Below are 16392 nucleotides of genomic sequence, written 5' to 3' on the forward strand. Positions count from 1 at the left end.
GCCTTGCCGCACTCAACGCACGCCCCAGCACGCCGCGATCTGTCCGTCGGCGCCGCCACTTCGCACATTGCCTTTCGTCCCGTCCGAACGCAGCGTGAATGCACCGCACGCGTCGTCGTGCATCGGGCCCGTGTCGAGCGGGATGGCCTCCAGGTCATAGCTCACCGGCGAATCGTCGCGGTCCGGCCGCCTGATCGCCAGTCGATAGACTGCGCGCCCGTCCGGCGGCGCTTGCGTGAGCGCCATCGGCAATGCCGATGGCGGCACACCGTCCAGTGTTTCGAGATATTGGGCCGCGCGGTACAACGCGGCGACCGCCGACGCGCGATGAACGCGCACGACATGCTCGCGATACGACGGGACGCCCCATCCGGCCAACACTGCAACGATCGCGAGCACGATCATCAGTTCGATCAGCGTGAATCCCGCCGAGCGGTACACGGACGCGCGACCATTCATCGAAGTACCGTCGCGACGCGACGCCAGTGCAGGGCGACGATGTGTCCATCACGGATCGCGACCTGGTGCTGCAGCCAGACTGCGCTCGATGCATGCGCACCGACGCCACGCGCGGTGACGACGTAAGCGCGGCCGCCGGCCGGCCCCGCCCCGCGCCACGCTTCGATCAGGCATCGAGGCGGTTGAACGGCCATCGGCCATCCGGCGAACGGCGCGAACGCTTCGGCGGCCACCAGCGCCGGCATGCGCCGCCACGCGTCGGGCTCCTCGTGCGACTCGCCTGCGCTCACGTACGGCGCCGCGCCACGGCGCAATCGCGCGGTGCACGCTGCCAGCGCGGCATCGGCTGCGTGGAATGCGACCAGCCGATCGGATAATGCGCGCGTGCGGCGCGATTCCGTCAGTGCTGCTTCGAACCACGTGCCGGTCAGCGCCGCCACCGCCGCGCCAACCGCGATCACCGCAGGCAATGCGAGGCCCGCGTCGCGACGCCACTCGCGGCTGGCTGACCGCAAATGTCTGTACGGCGCTTGCTGGCTCGCTGTTTGGACTTTCGCACCTGCAGCCTGCCGCGGACCGTCACAGCGTGTATCGATTCGCTCATGCATGTTGCGTGTCGCAACGCACCGCGCCCTCTTGCGCGCATATTGCCTCGCTCCGTTCATCGCGGCACCTCGCGTTCATCCGTGGCATCACGCGACGTATCGTCGAATGTGCGCGCGGCATTGCGCAACGCGACGATGCGATCGAGCGTCAGACGCACGCGGCCGTCTTGCGCAACGACCGTGCGGCCGTCGCAGTCGACGTGCCGCACCGGCTCGCCCGTCGGTTCGCCGCGCGCCCGCACGCAGACATGCACGGCCACGACATCGCGCCAGTCGTCGCCGCGCAATGCGTCGGCCTCGACGAACTGCGTGCCGTCGCGGCGAAGATAGCGCACCCGTAACTGATCGATTCCCGACACGACCGGCTGCGGCGTGCCCGGACGGCCGCTTCCTTCGCAATACAGTTCAGGCTCGCCCGTCGACGGACTGGTGTGCACATCGAAGCGGTTCTCCACCGGCGCACGTTCGCCGGACACGCCGACACCCTGCCCGAGGCAATCCGACACCTGGCCGCTCACGGTGAGCCACGTCGACACGGCATCGCCGACATAGCGGATCAGCAATGCGTCCGACGCACCGCGCACGGGCTCGCACCGTACCTGCGCGCCCGCTCCCCTCACGCGCGCCATCGAACAGCCGAACACGGGCGGCAACGACGTGACACCTTCCAAATCGAGCGGCCGAAATCCGGCCATCTGGATCTGCTGGCCGATCAGCATCAGTGCGGCGCCAGCCGCATCGCGCATCCGGAATCCGTCGTCCGCGCGCCGCTGTGCGACGCGCTGCGCGTGGTACAGCGCACCGGCCGCCGCGAGCACGAGCAGACCGACGGTCATCGCAATCAACACTTCAAGCAACGTATGTGCACGCATGCGGCGATCAGCGTTCATCGGATTCCGCCTCCCGATACGGAATCCGGACGCACGACGGCGGCTGCGCCGAGCTTCCCGCCGCTTCGCATCGCGGCCCGGTGGCCGCATTGCCACCGCGCCAGCCGACAACCGTGTAGCGAACGCCGTCCGGCCCATCACCGCGCGTCATCGCGCCGCCGGGCAGCGACGCCGTGGCCCGCGCCGCGAGGTCATCACCGGCCTCCGCAGCAACATGCAAGCGCTCGATACGTGCATCGGCCAGCCACAGCGCGCGTTCACGCCAGATCGTCGCGCGCTGCGCACGCGCCATCGCAAGCTGGCTGCCCGCTACAGCCAGCATAACGGTCGCGAGCAGCGCGATGGCCAGCATCGCTTCGATCAGCGACGTGCCGCGCATGGCGTTGCGCAGGACGCTCACGCCGCGCCGCAACGGCCGGCGACAACCCGGGCCCGCCCGCCTGCCGCGATCCGCACGCAACGCGATGCATGCGCATCGTCCGCACCCGACACGTCGCGTCGCGGACGCAATTCGAAGCGCCGGATACCACCGATTGCCTGACCGACCGGCGGTGCGAACGCGAGATCGTGCGCGGCACCCGCGACGGCCACTTCGGCATCGCGCGGATAGCGCCGCAGCACGCGCGACTGCCCGTCGACCTGCCCGCTGACGATCCAGTCACACGACCATTCAGCCGGATCACACCGTTCACCCGCACGCAGACAGGTGCCGGCGCTACCCGCCCGGCACAGCGTGACGCGCACGCCGAGACGCGTCGCCTCGGTACGTGCAAACGACAGCGCGCCGAGCAACGCGCGCGAGCGTGCATCCACGCGTTCGCGCATGCGCCACTGGTCGAACGCAGGCGCAGCATAAAGCGCGAGCCCGGCCGCCAGCGAGATGGCAACCATCAGTTCGACGAGCGTGAATCCGCCCGCACGTCGCAATACATTTTTCAGGGGTTGAGCGTGCAGTCCCATCGCAGTCGTCCTTCACCAAGGTGATGCGACGACTGTAGCGACACGTGCGGACACGCACCATTTGCCGAATGGCTGACTGGCGGCATGCGATCGCGACCGACACAATCGGCGCGAACTGACCCAACGGAGAAGACGATGAACGAACGCAGCGCGTCAGCGCTTACGGGGAGTCTTGGCGGGAGAGGCGCGACGGAACTCTTCGATCACGTCGGCAAATTCGGAAACGTCCTCGAACCGGCGATACACCGATGCGAAGCGGACATAAGCGATCGTATCGAGCCCGCGCAACTCGTTCATCACGAGTTCGCCGAGTTTCTCGCTACGCACTTCGCGCTCGCCTGTCGCGAGCAGTTGATATTCGATGCGGGCGACCGCCGCGTCGATCGCGTCGGCAGCGACCGGCCGCTTGCGCAGCGCGAGTTGCATGCTGGCGACGATCTTGCGACGGTCGAATTCCGTGCGGCTGCCGTCCTTCTTCACGACGAACGGCAGGGACAGCTCGACCCGCTCGTACGTCGTGAAGCGCTTGTCGCAAGCCGAGCAGCGACGGCGCCGCCGGATCGCGGCGCCATCTTCGGACACGCGGGAATCCACGACCTGCGTGTCGTCATGCCGGCAGAACGGGCAGCGCATCGTCGATCAGCGATAGACCGGGAAACGCTTGGTCAGCTCGGCGACCTGCGCGCGCACGCGCTCGATCGTCGCTGCATCTTCCGGATTGTCCAGCACGTCCGCGATCAGGTTGCCCACCTGCTCCGCTTCCGCCGGACCGAAGCCGCGCGTCGTCATCGCCGGCGAACCCAGGCGCACGCCGCTCGTCACGAACGGCTTTTCCGGATCGTTCGGGATCGCGTTCTTGTTCACCGTGATGTGCGCCGCGCCCAGTGCCGCTTCCGCTGCCTTGCCCGTGATGTTCTTCGCACGCAGGTCCACCAGCATCACGTGGCTTTCCGTGCGGCCCGACACGATCCGCAGGCCGCGCTTCACCAGCGTTTCAGCCAGCACGCGGGCGTTCTCGACCACCTTCTCCTGGTACGCCTTGAACTCCGGCGACAGCGCTTCCTTGAACGCCACCGCCTTGCCCGCGATCACGTGCATCAGCGGGCCGCCCTGGATCCCCGGGAAGATCGCCGAGTTGATCGGCTTCTCGTACTCCGCCTTCATCAGGATCACGCCGCCGCGCGGGCCGCGCAGGCTCTTGTGCGTCGTCGTCGTCACGAAATCCGCGTGCGGCACCGGGTTCGGGTACACGCCTGCCGCGATCAGGCCGGCGTAGTGGGCCATGTCGACCATCAGGTACGCACCGACCGACTTCGCGATCTTCGCCAGACGCTCGAAATCGATCTTCAGCGAGAACGCCGACGCACCCGCGACGATCAGCTTCGGCTTGTGTTCCTGCGCGAGCTTCTCGGCGGCTTCGTAGTCGATGTCTTCGTTTTCGTTCAGGCCGTAGCTCACCACGTTGAACCACTTGCCCGACATGTTCACCGGCGAGCCGTGCGTCAGGTGGCCGCCGTGCGCGAGGCTCATGCCCATGATCGTGTCGCCCGGCTTGAGCATCGCGAAGAACACGCCCTGGTTCGCCTGCGAACCCGAGTTCGGCTGCACGTTCGCGGCTTCCGCGCCGAACAGCTGCTTCACGCGGTCGATCGCCAGTTGCTCGACCACATCCACGTATTCGCAGCCGCCGTAGTAGCGCTTGCCCGGATACCCTTCGGCGTACTTGTTCGTGAGTTGCGAACCTTGCGCGGCCATCACGGCCGGGCTCGTGTAGTTTTCCGACGCGATCAGCTCGATGTGATCTTCCTGGCGGCGGTTTTCCTGCTCGATCGCGGCAAAGATTTCGGGATCGACGTTCGCAATGGTGCTTTGGGCTCTGTCAAACATACGGTTTCCGTTAAGTGTGTACAGGTTGACCGGAGCGGCCGAGTACGGTGCGCTGCTGGCGGGACCAGCTCGACGTGGCGGAAGAATCCGTATGACGCGAGGCAGGACAGCCACCGGCGATGCACGCGACGGCGCACAACGGCTGCCCAGGCGAACGGCAAAAACGGCGCCCCGCGCTTCACGGTGGGATGCTCCACCTTGAACCCGAAGGGTTCTATCGCCAGTCACGCAGGGGTGATGAGCGCGTTAGTGTATTGGATGCGTCATGAATAGGCAACCGCACGGCGGTGCGCCGGAAGCAATTGGGGCCAGACTCTACGCGCCCGTGCGGGAACGCTGTGCCGCCTTGCCGCGGTGCGGCAATCTCAGTAGGCTTGCGGGATACCACTCGCTATTTTGTCATCCACCAGGAGCAGCAATGATCGTGTTCGTCACAGGCGCGTCCGCCGGCTTCGGCGCCGCCATCGCCCGTGCCTTCGTCAAGGGAGGCCACCGCGTCGTCGCGACCGCGCGCCGCAAGGATCGTCTCGATGCGCTCGCCGCCGAACTCGGCGATTCCCTTCTGCCGCTCGAGCTCGACGTACGCGATCGCGCGGCCGTCGAGGCCGTGCCGGCCGCCCTTCCCGCCGAATTCGCGGCGCTCGACGTGCTCGTCAACAACGCCGGCCTCGCGCTCGGCGTCGAGCCGGCCCAAAAGGCCAGTCTCGACGAATGGCACACGATGATCGACACGAACTGCACGGGCCTCGTCACGGTCACGCACGCGCTGCTGCCCGGCATGATCGACCGCGGCCGCGGCCACATCTTCAATCTCGGCTCGGTCGCGGGTTCGTACCCTTATGCGGGCGGGAACGTCTACGGCGCGACCAAGGCTTTCGTCAGACAATTCAGCCTGAACCTGCGCGCCGACCTGCTCGGCACGCCGCTGCGCGTCACCGACATCGAGCCTGGCCTGTGCGGCGGCACCGAATTCTCGAACGTCCGCTATCGCGGCGACGACGCCAAAGCGGCGAACGTCTACAACAATGTCCAGCCGCTGATGCCCGAGGACATCGCCGACACGATCTACTGGATCGCGACCCGCCCGGCGCATGTCAACGTCAACACGATCGAGCTGATGCCGATCGCGCAAGCCCCCGGCGGCCCGACCGTCCATCGCGGCTGAAGCCACGCGGGCCAGCCCCCTCCGGGCCGGCCCGCGGTGTGCTACGACATACTACATTCCGTTACGAATCGGTTACGAATCAGGCCCTTGCCTTCCGGTAGAATGCGCGCCATGACCCAGCCTACCCGCTCCCCGGAAGCGCCGTCCGGCTTCATCTGGCCGGTGCGCGTGTACTACGAGGATACCGACGCAGGCGGCATCGTCTTCTATGCCAACTACCTGAAGTTCTTCGAACGCGCCCGCACCGAGTGGCTGCGCGCATGCGGCATCGACCAGCGCCAGCTCGCCGACGACACCGACGCGATCTTCGTCGTCCGCAGCACGTCGCTCGACTACCGCGCCCCGGCGCGACTCGACGACACGCTGGCGATCACGAGCCGGCCCGGCCGCATCGGCCGCGCGTCGGTGGAATTCGCGCAAGAAGCCTGGTGCGGAGACACGCTGCTCGTGTCCGGGCACATCCGTCTCGGCTGCGTCGACCGTACCGGCATCCGGCCAGCGGCCATCCCGCCGGCCGTGCTCGACGCGCTGCAGCGCGGGCCCGTCATCGACGACGGGCAGACTGCACTGTCAACGAAGCTCGCATGAGCGCCGTTTAGACAAAGCCTATGAACTTGCCTTTCTGATTCGATACTAAGCAAGGTTCGGCGCCAGGCATGGCCGGCGCGCCGCGCCACACGCATACCGGGCGCCCCGAAGGGACGTTACTCAAACCTCTATGAACACTTCTCAAGACCTGTCGATCATTTCCCTCGTCCTCAACGCGAGCGTGCTGGCCCAGGCCGTGATGGGGCTGCTGTTGCTGCTGTCGCTGATGTCGTGGACCTTCATCTTCCGCAAGTGGTTTGCGATCCGCCGCGCGCGCGCGCAGACCGAACGCTTCGAGAAGGATTTCTGGTCGGGCGGCGACCTGCAGGCGCTGTACCAGAGCGCAGCCAACAACCGCCACACGATCGGCGCACTCGAGCGGATCTTCGAATCGGGCATGCGCGAATTCCTGAAGGCGAAGGAAAAACGCATCAGCGATCCGGGCCTCGTGCTCGACGGTGCGCGCCGCGCGATGCGCGCGTCGTTCCAGCGTGAAATGGACGTGCTCGAAGCGAACCTCGCGTTCCTCGCATCGGTCGGCTCGGTCAGCCCGTACATCGGTCTGTTCGGCACGGTCTGGGGGATCATGAACTCGTTCCGCGGCCTCGCGAACGTGCAGCAGGCCACGCTCGCCAACGTCGCACCGGGCATCGCCGAGGCGCTCGTCGCCACCGCGATCGGCCTGTTCGCCGCGATTCCGGCGGTGGTCGCGTACAACCGCTACGCGCACGACATCGACCGCCTCGCGATCCGCTTCGAGACCTTCATCGAAGAGTTCTCGAACATCCTGCAGCGTCAGGCCCAGTAAGGAGCGCGCCATGGCAGGAAGCCCCATCCGATCCAGCATGCGCGGCGGCCGCTCGCGCCGCGCAATGGCCGACATCAACGTCGTGCCGTACATCGACGTGATGCTGGTGCTGCTCGTGATCTTCATGGTCACCGCACCGCTCGTCGCCCCGTCGATCATCAACCTGCCGACCGTCGGCAACGCCGCGCCGCAGGAGCAGACGCCGCCCGTCGTCGTCAACATCAAGGCCGATCGCACGATGAGCGTCAAGTACAAGGGCGACTCGGGCGCGACCCAGGAAGACACGATGACGAAGGCCGAGCTCGACAGCTTCATCGTGGCCCGGCAGGCTGACCATCCCGACCAGCCGGTCGTGATCGCGGCCGACAAGACGGTGCAGTACGATGCCGTCATGACCGTGATGTCCGATCTGAAGGCGCGCGGCGTCAAGCGCGTCGGCCTCCTCGTCAAATCGCAATGAACCGGCAGCAATCCACGCGCAGCTCCGCCTACCCGCCTCAGCCTCCCCGCGAGCGCGGCACCTGGCGCGCATTCGCGCTCGCCGCGCTGATGCACGTGCTGCTCGCGCTGTTCCTGTATCACGGCGTGCAGTGGCAGAACAGCACGCCGGCCGGCGCCGAAGCCGAGCTGTGGACCGAGGTGCCCGATGTCCCGGCTCCGCGGCCCGTTGTCACACCCGCACCGCCCGTGAAGGTCGCGCCGCCCCCTCCCCCGGTGCGCGACGAGCAGGCCGACATCGCGCTGCAGCAGAAGAAGCGGCAGCAGGAAGCGGCCGCGCGTGAAGCACTGCTCGAGCAGCAGCGCCGCGCGCAGCAACTGAAGGCCCAGCAGGAAGAGGAAGCCCGGCGCGCACAGCTCGCGGCGCAGGCAGCCGCACTCGCCGCGCAGAAGGCCGCGGAACGCGACAAGCAAAAGCAGGCCGACAAGCTCAAGCAACAGCAGCTCGCCGAGCAGCAGAAGCTCGAACAGCAGAAACTCCAGCAGCAGAAGCAGGCGCAACTCGAAGCGCAGCAGGCGGCGAAGGCGAAGGCCGACGCGGCCGCGAAGGCAAAGGCGGAAGCCCAGGCCAAGGCGAAGGCCGAAGCCACGGCGCGCGCGAAGGCCAATGCGGCAGCGAACGCGAAGCTCGACCGCGAGCGCAGCGCACGCCTGGCACAGATGCAGGGCCTGTCCGGCGCCGGTGAAGGCGGCGGCGAAGGCCTCGCGAAAAGCGGCACGGGCACGGGCTCAGGCGGCAATGCCGCGACGCCCGGCTATGCCGACAAGGTGCGCCGCCGCGTCAAACCGAATATCGTTTGGGGCGGTGAGCGAGCAGGCCTGACCACCGTCGTCAAGATTCGGTGCACGCCGTCCGGTGACGTATTGAGCGCATCGGTTTCCCGCTCCAGCGGGAATTCGGGGTGGGATCAAGCCGTGGTGAGTGCAATCCACGCGTCGGTCCCGTTGCCGCCCGATTCTAACGGTCGTACCCCGTCGGACATTACGATTACCTTCAAGGCGGCGGAGTGAAAAGAATTGCGCTTACACTCCGGGCGTCGCTGTCGGACGGGAACGAATCGGGTATTTTTACTGTCTCTGCCGTTGCGCAGCGATCCAAGCCATACGGGAAGCAAGAAGCATGAGTTTGATGACAAAGCTAGGTTTCAGGGCACTCGTGGCCTCGTGTCTGATTACGGCGGGCAGCGCCGCTAACGCCCAGGTCAACGTGCTGATCACCGGTGTCGGGTCGACCCAGTTCCCCATCGCCACGGCGAATTTCGCGAATGAGGCGAACCTGCCGCAGCAGGTCACGTCGATCGTCCGCGCCGACCTCGCCCGCAGCGGCAAATTCACCAACATCGACGCCGGCAGCACGCCCGTGCCGGAGAGCGCATCGGTCGATCTCGGCGCATGGAAGGCCAAGGGCGCGAATGCGTTCGTCGCCGGCAGCGTGAACCGCGAGGCGAACGGCCAGTACAAGGTCAACTTCATCCTGTACGACACCGTGAAGCAGCAAAGCCTCGGCGGCCTGTCCCTGACGGCCACCGACACCACGCTGCGCACGGCCGGCCACAAGATCGCCGACTACATCTACCAGAAGCTGCTCGGCGTGCGCGGCGTGTTCGCCACGCGCCTGTCGTACGTGATCAAGACCGGTAACCGCTACCAGTTGCAGATCTCGGATTCGGACGGCCAGAACGCGCGCATCGCGCTGTCGAGCACCGAACCGATCATCTCGCCGTCCTGGTCGCCGAGCGGCACGAAGGTCGCGTATGTCTCGTTCGAGCGCAAGAAGCCGATCGTCTACATCCACGACCTGCCGACCGGCCGTCGCTATATCGTCTCCGACCAGAAGGGCAACAACAGCGCACCGGCCTGGTCGCCGGACAGCAACACGCTGGCCGTCGCGCTGTCGCTGACGGGTAACACGCAAATCTATACGGTCAACTCGACGGGCGGCGGCCTGCGCCGCCTCACGCAGAGCAGCTCGATCGACACCGAGCCGTTCTACTCGCCGGACGGCCGCTGGATCTACTTCACGAGCGATCGCGGCGGCGCGCCGCAGATCTACCGGATGCCGGCACAGGGCGAAAGCGCCGGCGCCGCGCAGCGCGTGACTTTCACCGGCAGCTACAACACGAGTCCGCGCATCAGCCCGGACGGCAAGCTGCTCGCTTACATCTCCCGCACGGGCGGGGGCTTCAAGCTGTACGTTCAGGATCTGCAGTCCGGCGCGGCGAACGCCATCACGAATACGAATCGCGACGAATCGCCGAGCTTCGCGGCAAACGGCCAGTACCTTCTGTACGCTACCCAGTCGGGTGGTCGCAATGTTCTGGCAGCAGTGCCCTCGGACGGCAGCGCGCCGCCGCAAATCCTGTCCGTCCAGGGCGGCTCCGTACGTGAGCCGTCGTGGGGGCCCTTCATGCAATGACCACAAGGAGAGTAAACATGATGTCGAATAAAGCTCGTCTGGCCCTGGCCGTGATGATGATCAGCGCGCTCGCAGCGTGCAAGTCGGGCGTGAAGCTCGACGACAAGGCGAATGCCGGCGGTGCCGTCAGCACGCAGCCGAGCGCCGACAACGTCGCGCAAGTGAACGTCGATCCGCTGAACGACCCCAACAGCCCGCTCGCGAAGCGCAGCATCTACTTCGACTTCGACAGCTATTCGGTGAAGGACGAGTACCAGCCGCTGATGCAGCAGCACGCTCAGTACCTGAAGAGCCACCCGCAGCGCCACGTGCTGATCCAGGGCAACACCGACGAACGCGGCACGAGCGAGTACAACCTCGCGCTGGGCCAGAAGCGTGCGGAAGCGGTCCGTCGTGCGATGGCACTGCTCGGCGTGAACGATTCGCAAATGGAAGCCGTGAGCCTCGGCAAGGAAAAGCCGCAGGCAGCGGGTCACGACGAAGCATCGTGGGCGCAGAACCGTCGCGCCGACCTCGTCTACCAACAGTAAGTAACGGAAGAATCGCCGTATGACGCACCGTGTATCCCTGCTGCGCGTTGCCGCAGCATTCTGCGTCGCCGGCGCGGCGTGGTCGGCCGCGCCGGCGCACGCCGGCGTGTTCGACGACAACGAAGCGCGCCGCGCCGTGCTCGATCTGCGCAGCAAAACCGACAATCTGGCGAGCCAGTTGTCCGCCGCCCAGCGTACGATTCTCGATCAATCCGGCCGTCTCGACCAGCTGAACCAGCAGGTCGCGACGCTGCGCGGCGAGAACGAGGACCTGACGAACCGGCTGACGACGCTCGAGCGGCAGCAGAAGGAGTACTACCAGGATCTCGACACGCGGCTCAAGAAGTTCGAGCCGCAGCAGGCGACGATCGATGGTGTCGAAGGCACCGTGCAGCCGGGTGAAACGGATGCGCTCAATGCGGCGCAGCAGCAGTTCCGCAACGGCAACTTCAAGGCGGCCGCGGCTTCGTTCCGCGCGTTCATCGCGAAGTATCCGCAGAGCCCCTACCAGCCGACCGCGCAGTACTGGTATGGCAATGCGCAATACGCGCTGCGCGACTACCGCGGTTCGACTGCAACGTGGCAAGGGATCGTCAGCAAGTTCCCGCAGCATCCGCGCGCAGCCGACGCGCTGGTGGCAATCGGCACGAACCAGCTCGAACAAGGCCAGAAGGCGGCCGCGAAGAAGACGTTCGAGCAGGTCGTGTCGCAGTACGCCGGGTCGAATGCAGCGCAGACCGCGCAGGGCAAGATCGAGTCGATCAAATAATTATCGCGGCGGGTTGTTGACAGCCTGACAATCCGTCGCTATAATATTTTGCTCTTTGGGTCGTTGCCCAAGTTGTTGAAGCAACGAACCAACAGGTTTCAAGAACGTGGGGTGGTAACTCAGTTGGTTAGAGTATCTGACTTTTAATCAGAGAGTCGAGGGTTCGAGTCCCTCCCACCCTACCAACTATCTTCGATAGTGCAAATCAAAGCCTCCCAAGTGGAGGCTTTTTTGCGTCTGTCGCATCCGTATCGAAGCGCGGCATCCCGGTGATGTCTGCGACACACTCAGCCGCACTCTCCCTACTCCGCCACCGGACACCCGCCCGTGCGTCAGCGCACGCTCACGTCGCGCAGCACGCCACCATATCCCGTGTACAGATTGCTCTCGGGCAGCAACTGCCGCTGCGCAAGCTGCCGATGCACGACCGGCAGGTGATGGAACGGCATCCGCGCGAACAGGTGATGTTCGATATGAAAATGAATCGCGTGCGGTCCGAACAGGAACGTCTGCCACGAACGCCGGACGATCGTGCGCGCGTTGCGGCTCTGGTCGGCACCGGCCGGCAGCCCCGCATGCTCGAAGATCGCGCGCACCTGCCCGGCGAGCGGCAGCAGCGTGACGGACGGCACGATCCACAACGTGACGTACAGCAGCGGATGTCCGGCCCATGCGAGCGCGCCGAACAGCACACCGTTGCCGGCCAGCATCGACGCGACTTCCCACGCGGCGTACGCGCGCGACTTCCCGACCTTCGGCAACGCATGCGCAAACTCGCCGCGGGCGAGCTTCACGACGCTCGTCACGTAGCCGATCCCGCATGCGTATGCGAGCAGGCGGCCGATCAGCCGCCCGCGCGTCACCGGATAGTCGTGCACGCCGAACAGCAGCGCGACGGGATCGTCCGCCTCCATCGGTGCGCGATGGTGCTTCAGATGGCCAGCACGATACGTTCGCAGCGACAGCCACAGCGGGCCGGCCGCGAACAGTTGGCCCAGCGCGTCGTTGACGCGCCGGTTCCGCGCCAGCAAACCGTGCGCGCCTTCGTGCATCATGACCGCGAGCGCAAGCTGGCTGCGCGCGATCACGATCGCGGCCAACGCGTACACGAGCGGATGCGCAAACGCGATCGCCACCGCGAACGCGACGGCAATCATCAGCCAGTCGCCTGCCAACGCCGCACCCACACGCAATGCACTCACGCGAAACAGCGCGGGATCGGGCACGAACCGAGCAAGCTCGGCATTCGGCCCGGCATGATGAACAAGGGCACCCGTCACACGAACCTCCCGCGCAGCGATCGCCGCTCGACCCACAGCGCACTGACCATCGCGAGCGCTACGCCGCCCAGCACATCGACGACCGTATGCTGCTTGAGCGTCAGCGTCGACGCGCAGATCAGCAGGCCGACCGCCGCGGTCACGAGCCGTCGACGGTCCGTCAGCATCCGGCAGGCGAGGCAGGTCACCGCGACATGCAGGCTCGGAAAACCATTGGCCGCGAGATCGAGCTGCCACATGCGTGCGAGACGGTGACGCACGAACGTATTGCCGATCTCCGCGACGTCGGGCCGCGGCACCGCTTCGGGAAACAGCAGGAAGCACACGACACCGAGCACGAACGCGATCAGCACGGCCTCCTTGAACGCGGCGAACGCGGGCGGCCGCGCATATGCGGCAAGCGCGATCACGAACGGAAAGAAGCCGACATAGACGAACCACGACCATGCGGTGAACGGAATCCGCGCATCGATCGACGAGGCAAACACGGAGCGCGGCGTGACGCTGCGCTCCAGCAGAAAGAAGATCGCGAGGCCGGCTGCCATGCCGAACGTCGCGGCCAGCATCTGCCGGATATCCGGCCGGCGATCGTCACGAAACGACAGCGAACTCATCGTGGTGCCGGCGCCTCGCATCGCGTCTCCGTATCGGCCACCTTCGCATGCGGACGCAACGCGAGGAGGCGCGACGTCCATGCGTCGACGCGCGCACGCGCATGCTCGCGGCCGGCGATCGTTCCTGCCTGCGTACCGGGATGGCGCATCAGCTCGGCGGCAGCCTGCCCGACGTCCCGCTGGAACACGGCCGCGTCGCCGCGCCACGTGACGACGCGATGCAGGAGTTGCAGTTGCGCGGCGCGCGCGGCGTTGCTCGCCTGCTCGGGCTGGTCGGACTGCACGAGCAGGATCGGGCGCTGATACACGCGTGCGATCGACAGCGCGGCCATGCCGGGCGCCGACACGATCAGCGGCGCATGGGCGGCGCGCGTCACCCAGTCGGCGTCGACCCCGGTCCAGCCGTCGTGTCCGGCGTAGCCCTCGCCCACGCGATGGATGGCGAGCCCCGCGTCGCGCAGGCCGACCGACAACGCATCGGCGAGCGCGATATCGCGAAAGTGCGGGTTCAGATAAATGGCGGCTGCAGCCGGTTCCGAAGCGGGTTGCCCGGCGACGATCGGCACTGGCGTCGGCAGTCGATAATGCGCGCACGACCGCCGGACGTCATCGGCGGCATCGTACGCAAAATCGTGTTCGATGCAGCACCGCGCCGAATCGATCTGCCAGTCGACGATCCGTGCAAATGCACGCGCCAGTGCGCGCGGCAGCCGTGCATCGAAATTCGCGGTCAACGCGCGGCGCAGGCTGCCGCCATACACGTGGACGATGCGGCGCCGCCAGCCCGGCATCGCCCCCATGAACAGCAGCGCCGGATGAAACGAGTCGTTGATCACGAGATCGGCATCGCGGACGATCGCACGCAACCGCGCGATGTCTCGCAGCATGCGCGTCGGTCTGAACACGTAGTGCGCGACATTGCGATCGGTCGCGTCGCGCAGCATGTTCTGGCGTTCGTCGAACTGCACCGCGTAGTGATGGGACAGCACGGCCGCGTCGATGTCGAATGCAGCCAGGAACGCCTGCCCCGCCTCGGACGTCGTCAGCACGTCGACCTGCGCGCCGGCCGCACGCAGCGCATGTACAAGCAGTTGCGCGCGCATCAGGTGGCCGCGTGCGTCGGCCGTCGCGAGATAGACGATGCGCGGCATCATGCGCGCGGACGAAGCGACTGGAACCAGCCGGCCGCGACCATCGCCAGCGCGCCCGTCACGCCGAAACCGGCCTCGATCGCGCGGATCTCGTTCAGCAACGCGGCGAGATGCGCCGCCTCGGACGGTGCAACCAGACGGCGCAGCGTGTCCGAGCAGAGCCGGACATGCCGTGTCTCGTCGGCGAGCACGCGCGAGAGCAGCGGATACAACGGATGGGCATCGCCGATCGTCGCGCAGTGACGCGCGAGCACGCGCATCGCCATCTGTTCCGCGCAAAGGCCCGTCGCATAGGCCGGCACCAGTACGCCTTGCGAGAAATGCGGCGCATGGCGCTGCGCGAGCCGACGCCATCGCATGATCTTGCGCCGGCTCAACCAGTCAGGCTCATGCGATGCAGTCGACGGCGCGACGCCGCGCTCGCGCAGCGCATCGGCGAATGCAGCCGCGTGGCGACGCTCGTCCGCGAGGTGCTGCTCGATCCGCGGCGCAAGCCAATCCGGCGGCTGTCCGGTCCAGTCCTCGTGCAATGCGCACTCGGTCGCTTCCTCGCCGATCAGGTACATGCGCAGCACCCAGCGCTCGCCATGTACGCTGCGATGCAACCGCCGGATCGCCGCCCGCTTGAGGCGATCGACGAGGTACGCGCGCACCCGCGCCGCGCCGCGCGGCACCGGCGCCTCGATACATTCGAAGCGTGCATCGTGCGCTGCCTGCGGCGACGCCGGCAGTTCGCCTGCCGCGCTCATGCCGGCTCGCCTCGTGCAGACGCGGATTTCGTCGCAGCCGCCGCAGCGCCAGCCGGATCGCGACGCCATCCGAGGATCAGGCCGATGAAACTTTCCTGCATGAATGCGTGCGCGGATGCGGCTGCCCCCGCAAATGCTTCCTCGCGGCCGTTGACGCGCAGATAGCCGTTGCCGTCATGCGCGCCGAATTCGATCCGGTCGTTCTTCCTGAAGCCGCGCGTGAGCACGTCCTTCACCAGCGCACTGCCGTCGAGGCCGAACAGGAACAGCTCGCGCCGGGCGACCCACACCGGAATGTGATTGCTCAGCGCATCGAAGCGAATCGTCCACGTGCCGGATGCGAGCGCGCGATCGACGTCGGCATCGTGCGGCGCGTTCGATGCAAAGCTCGCACGCGCGACCGACTTCGTCAGGCCGCCGACGCCGAGCCCAATCGTGATGTCGTCCGCGAACGGCTGCTTCGGATCGGTCGCGCTCACCTTCACGAGATGCCGCGCGAGCCGCGATGCAAGCGACGGATGCGCGAACAGCGCCAGCGTTTCGTCTGGCGTGAGTACGTCACGCTCGCCCTCGCCTTCCTTCACGCGCACGCGATACGGATCGATCCGAACGTCGGTGAACGTGCCGTGCACGGGCGCATGGACGTACACGTCGCGGTCCCATTTCGCGCCGTCGCGACGCAGCAGCACGTGCACGCTCAGCGGCACGCGCCGGCCTTCGCCGTCGACGCCCGTGCCCTGCAGCAGCACGTCGCCGAGCACGTCCTTCGTGCGGCGCGTCGCATCGCTCGAGAAGACGATCGCGTGCGCATCGGTATCGATGCTCGCGTGAACGTCCGGCGCATCGAGCGCGACGCGATTGCAGTCCGCGGCGGCCGCGTTCGCGAACGGGCAGCCGCTTTGCGATGCGAAGTGGTAGATCCCGCGCCCCGCATGGTCGACCGGCGCGGCATGGGCGCCAGCGCTGGCGACAAACAGGGCGAGGCAGGCAACACGGGTGGCGAGCGTGGACATGGTCGTTGTC

The 16392-nt window shown here is 66.6% G+C and carries 20 protein-coding genes, 1 tRNA gene and 1 riboswitch; of the genes, 9 read left to right on the top strand and 12 right to left on the bottom strand.

The window, feature by feature from the left end; all coding sequences use genetic code 11:
- Positions 1 to 12: 12 nt before the first annotated feature.
- From LGM89_RS30635 to glyA, 7 genes are all read right to left on the bottom strand, one after another.
- A complete protein-coding gene (locus LGM89_RS30635; RefSeq protein ID WP_089494171.1) occupies positions 13 to 459 on the bottom strand; it encodes a type IV pilin protein in 447 nt (148 codons plus the stop codon).
- The gene (locus tag LGM89_RS30640) at positions 456 to 917 is read right to left on the bottom strand and encodes a pilus assembly protein (protein WP_089495242.1); all 462 of its coding nucleotides are present in this window, start codon (positions 915 to 917) and stop codon (positions 456 to 458) included. Before LGM89_RS30640 ends, LGM89_RS30635 begins: the two co-directional genes overlap by 4 nt.
- 203 nt (positions 918 to 1120) lie before the next feature.
- Positions 1121 to 1954, bottom strand: a complete 834-nt coding sequence (locus tag LGM89_RS30645; protein WP_226274914.1) for a PilW family protein — start codon at positions 1952 to 1954, stop codon at positions 1121 to 1123.
- A complete protein-coding gene (locus tag LGM89_RS30650) occupies positions 1944 to 2354 on the bottom strand; it encodes a hypothetical protein (protein ID WP_373452527.1) in 411 nt (136 codons plus the stop codon). Before LGM89_RS30650 ends, LGM89_RS30645 begins: the two co-directional genes overlap by 11 nt.
- Positions 2351 to 2914, bottom strand: coding sequence for a GspH/FimT family pseudopilin (locus LGM89_RS30655; RefSeq protein ID WP_226274915.1), 564 nt, complete (start codon positions 2912 to 2914; stop codon positions 2351 to 2353). Before LGM89_RS30655 ends, LGM89_RS30650 begins: the two co-directional genes overlap by 4 nt.
- 153 nt (positions 2915 to 3067) lie before the next feature.
- On the bottom strand, positions 3068 to 3547 hold the full coding sequence (gene nrdR / locus LGM89_RS30660; protein WP_006476792.1) for a transcriptional regulator NrdR: 480 nt from the start codon (positions 3545 to 3547) through the stop codon (positions 3068 to 3070).
- 6 nt (positions 3548 to 3553) lie between these two features.
- On the bottom strand, positions 3554 to 4801 hold the full coding sequence (glyA, locus tag LGM89_RS30665) for a serine hydroxymethyltransferase (RefSeq protein WP_021157166.1): 1248 nt from the start codon (positions 4799 to 4801) through the stop codon (positions 3554 to 3556).
- 137 nt (positions 4802 to 4938) lie between these two features.
- A riboswitch (ZMP/ZTP riboswitch) is annotated at positions 4939 to 5039 on the bottom strand.
- 180 nt (positions 5040 to 5219) lie between these two features.
- Between glyA and LGM89_RS30670 the strand changes: the two genes are divergently transcribed.
- The 9 genes from LGM89_RS30670 (at position 5220) to LGM89_RS30710 (ending at position 11760) form a co-directional block, all read left to right on the top strand.
- Complete coding sequence (locus LGM89_RS30670) at positions 5220 to 5966, top strand: SDR family NAD(P)-dependent oxidoreductase (protein WP_089445009.1); 747 nt, start codon at positions 5220 to 5222, stop codon at positions 5964 to 5966.
- A gap of 102 nt (positions 5967 to 6068) precedes the next feature.
- Positions 6069 to 6554: a tol-pal system-associated acyl-CoA thioesterase gene (gene ybgC / locus LGM89_RS30675; RefSeq protein ID WP_089424600.1), complete on the top strand. Its 486-nt coding sequence runs from the start codon at positions 6069 to 6071 to the stop codon at positions 6552 to 6554.
- Between the two features lie 130 nt (positions 6555 to 6684).
- Complete coding sequence (gene tolQ, locus LGM89_RS30680) at positions 6685 to 7362, top strand: protein TolQ (protein ID WP_021157170.1); 678 nt, start codon at positions 6685 to 6687, stop codon at positions 7360 to 7362.
- Between the two features lie 10 nt (positions 7363 to 7372).
- Positions 7373 to 7822 carry a protein TolR gene (gene tolR, locus LGM89_RS30685; RefSeq protein WP_011351075.1) on the top strand — a complete coding sequence of 150 codons (450 nt, stop codon included), beginning with the start codon at positions 7373 to 7375 and terminating at the stop codon, positions 7820 to 7822.
- Positions 7819 to 8871 (top strand): cell envelope integrity protein TolA, encoded by a 1053-nt coding sequence (gene tolA / locus LGM89_RS30690; protein WP_089494168.1) that lies wholly within the window; start codon positions 7819 to 7821, stop codon positions 8869 to 8871. The genes tolR and tolA overlap by 4 nt, the downstream gene beginning before the upstream one ends.
- A gap of 109 nt (positions 8872 to 8980) precedes the next feature.
- Positions 8981 to 10276: a Tol-Pal system beta propeller repeat protein TolB gene (tolB, locus tag LGM89_RS30695; RefSeq protein ID WP_043189432.1), complete on the top strand. Its 1296-nt coding sequence runs from the start codon at positions 8981 to 8983 to the stop codon at positions 10274 to 10276.
- A 17-nt stretch (positions 10277 to 10293) separates the two neighbouring features.
- A complete protein-coding gene (gene pal, locus LGM89_RS30700; protein WP_089424598.1) occupies positions 10294 to 10806 on the top strand; it encodes a peptidoglycan-associated lipoprotein Pal in 513 nt (170 codons plus the stop codon).
- Positions 10807 to 10825: 19 nt separating this feature from the next.
- Positions 10826 to 11575, top strand: a complete 750-nt coding sequence (ybgF, locus tag LGM89_RS30705) for a tol-pal system protein YbgF (protein WP_071333989.1) — start codon at positions 10826 to 10828, stop codon at positions 11573 to 11575.
- A 108-nt stretch (positions 11576 to 11683) separates the two neighbouring features.
- Positions 11684 to 11760 (top strand) — tRNA-Lys (locus LGM89_RS30710).
- 147 nt (positions 11761 to 11907) lie between these two features.
- On the opposite strand, the gene LGM89_RS30715 is transcribed toward LGM89_RS30710, so the two are convergent.
- From LGM89_RS30715 to LGM89_RS30735, 5 genes are read right to left on the bottom strand one after another with little or no spacing between them, the layout of a single operon-like run.
- A complete protein-coding gene (locus LGM89_RS30715; RefSeq protein ID WP_226274916.1) occupies positions 11908 to 12855 on the bottom strand; it encodes a fatty acid desaturase family protein in 948 nt (315 codons plus the stop codon).
- Positions 12852 to 13490 carry a phosphatase PAP2 family protein gene (locus LGM89_RS30720; RefSeq protein ID WP_226274917.1) on the bottom strand — a complete coding sequence of 213 codons (639 nt, stop codon included), beginning with the start codon at positions 13488 to 13490 and terminating at the stop codon, positions 12852 to 12854. The genes LGM89_RS30715 and LGM89_RS30720 overlap by 4 nt, the downstream gene beginning before the upstream one ends.
- Positions 13466 to 14623, bottom strand: a complete 1158-nt coding sequence (locus LGM89_RS30725; protein WP_226274918.1) for a hypothetical protein — start codon at positions 14621 to 14623, stop codon at positions 13466 to 13468. The genes LGM89_RS30720 and LGM89_RS30725 overlap by 25 nt, the downstream gene beginning before the upstream one ends.
- On the bottom strand, positions 14620 to 15369 hold the full coding sequence (locus LGM89_RS30730; protein ID WP_226204430.1) for a hypothetical protein: 750 nt from the start codon (positions 15367 to 15369) through the stop codon (positions 14620 to 14622). Before LGM89_RS30730 ends, LGM89_RS30725 begins: the two co-directional genes overlap by 4 nt.
- Positions 15366 to 16382, bottom strand: a complete 1017-nt coding sequence (locus LGM89_RS30735; protein WP_226274919.1) for a hypothetical protein — start codon at positions 16380 to 16382, stop codon at positions 15366 to 15368. The genes LGM89_RS30730 and LGM89_RS30735 overlap by 4 nt, the downstream gene beginning before the upstream one ends.
- Positions 16383 to 16392 lie beyond the last annotated feature (10 nt).

The sequence above is a fragment of the Burkholderia sp. AU31624 genome, assembly GCF_020420065.1.
Taxonomy (GTDB): Bacteria; Pseudomonadota; Gammaproteobacteria; order Burkholderiales; family Burkholderiaceae; genus Burkholderia.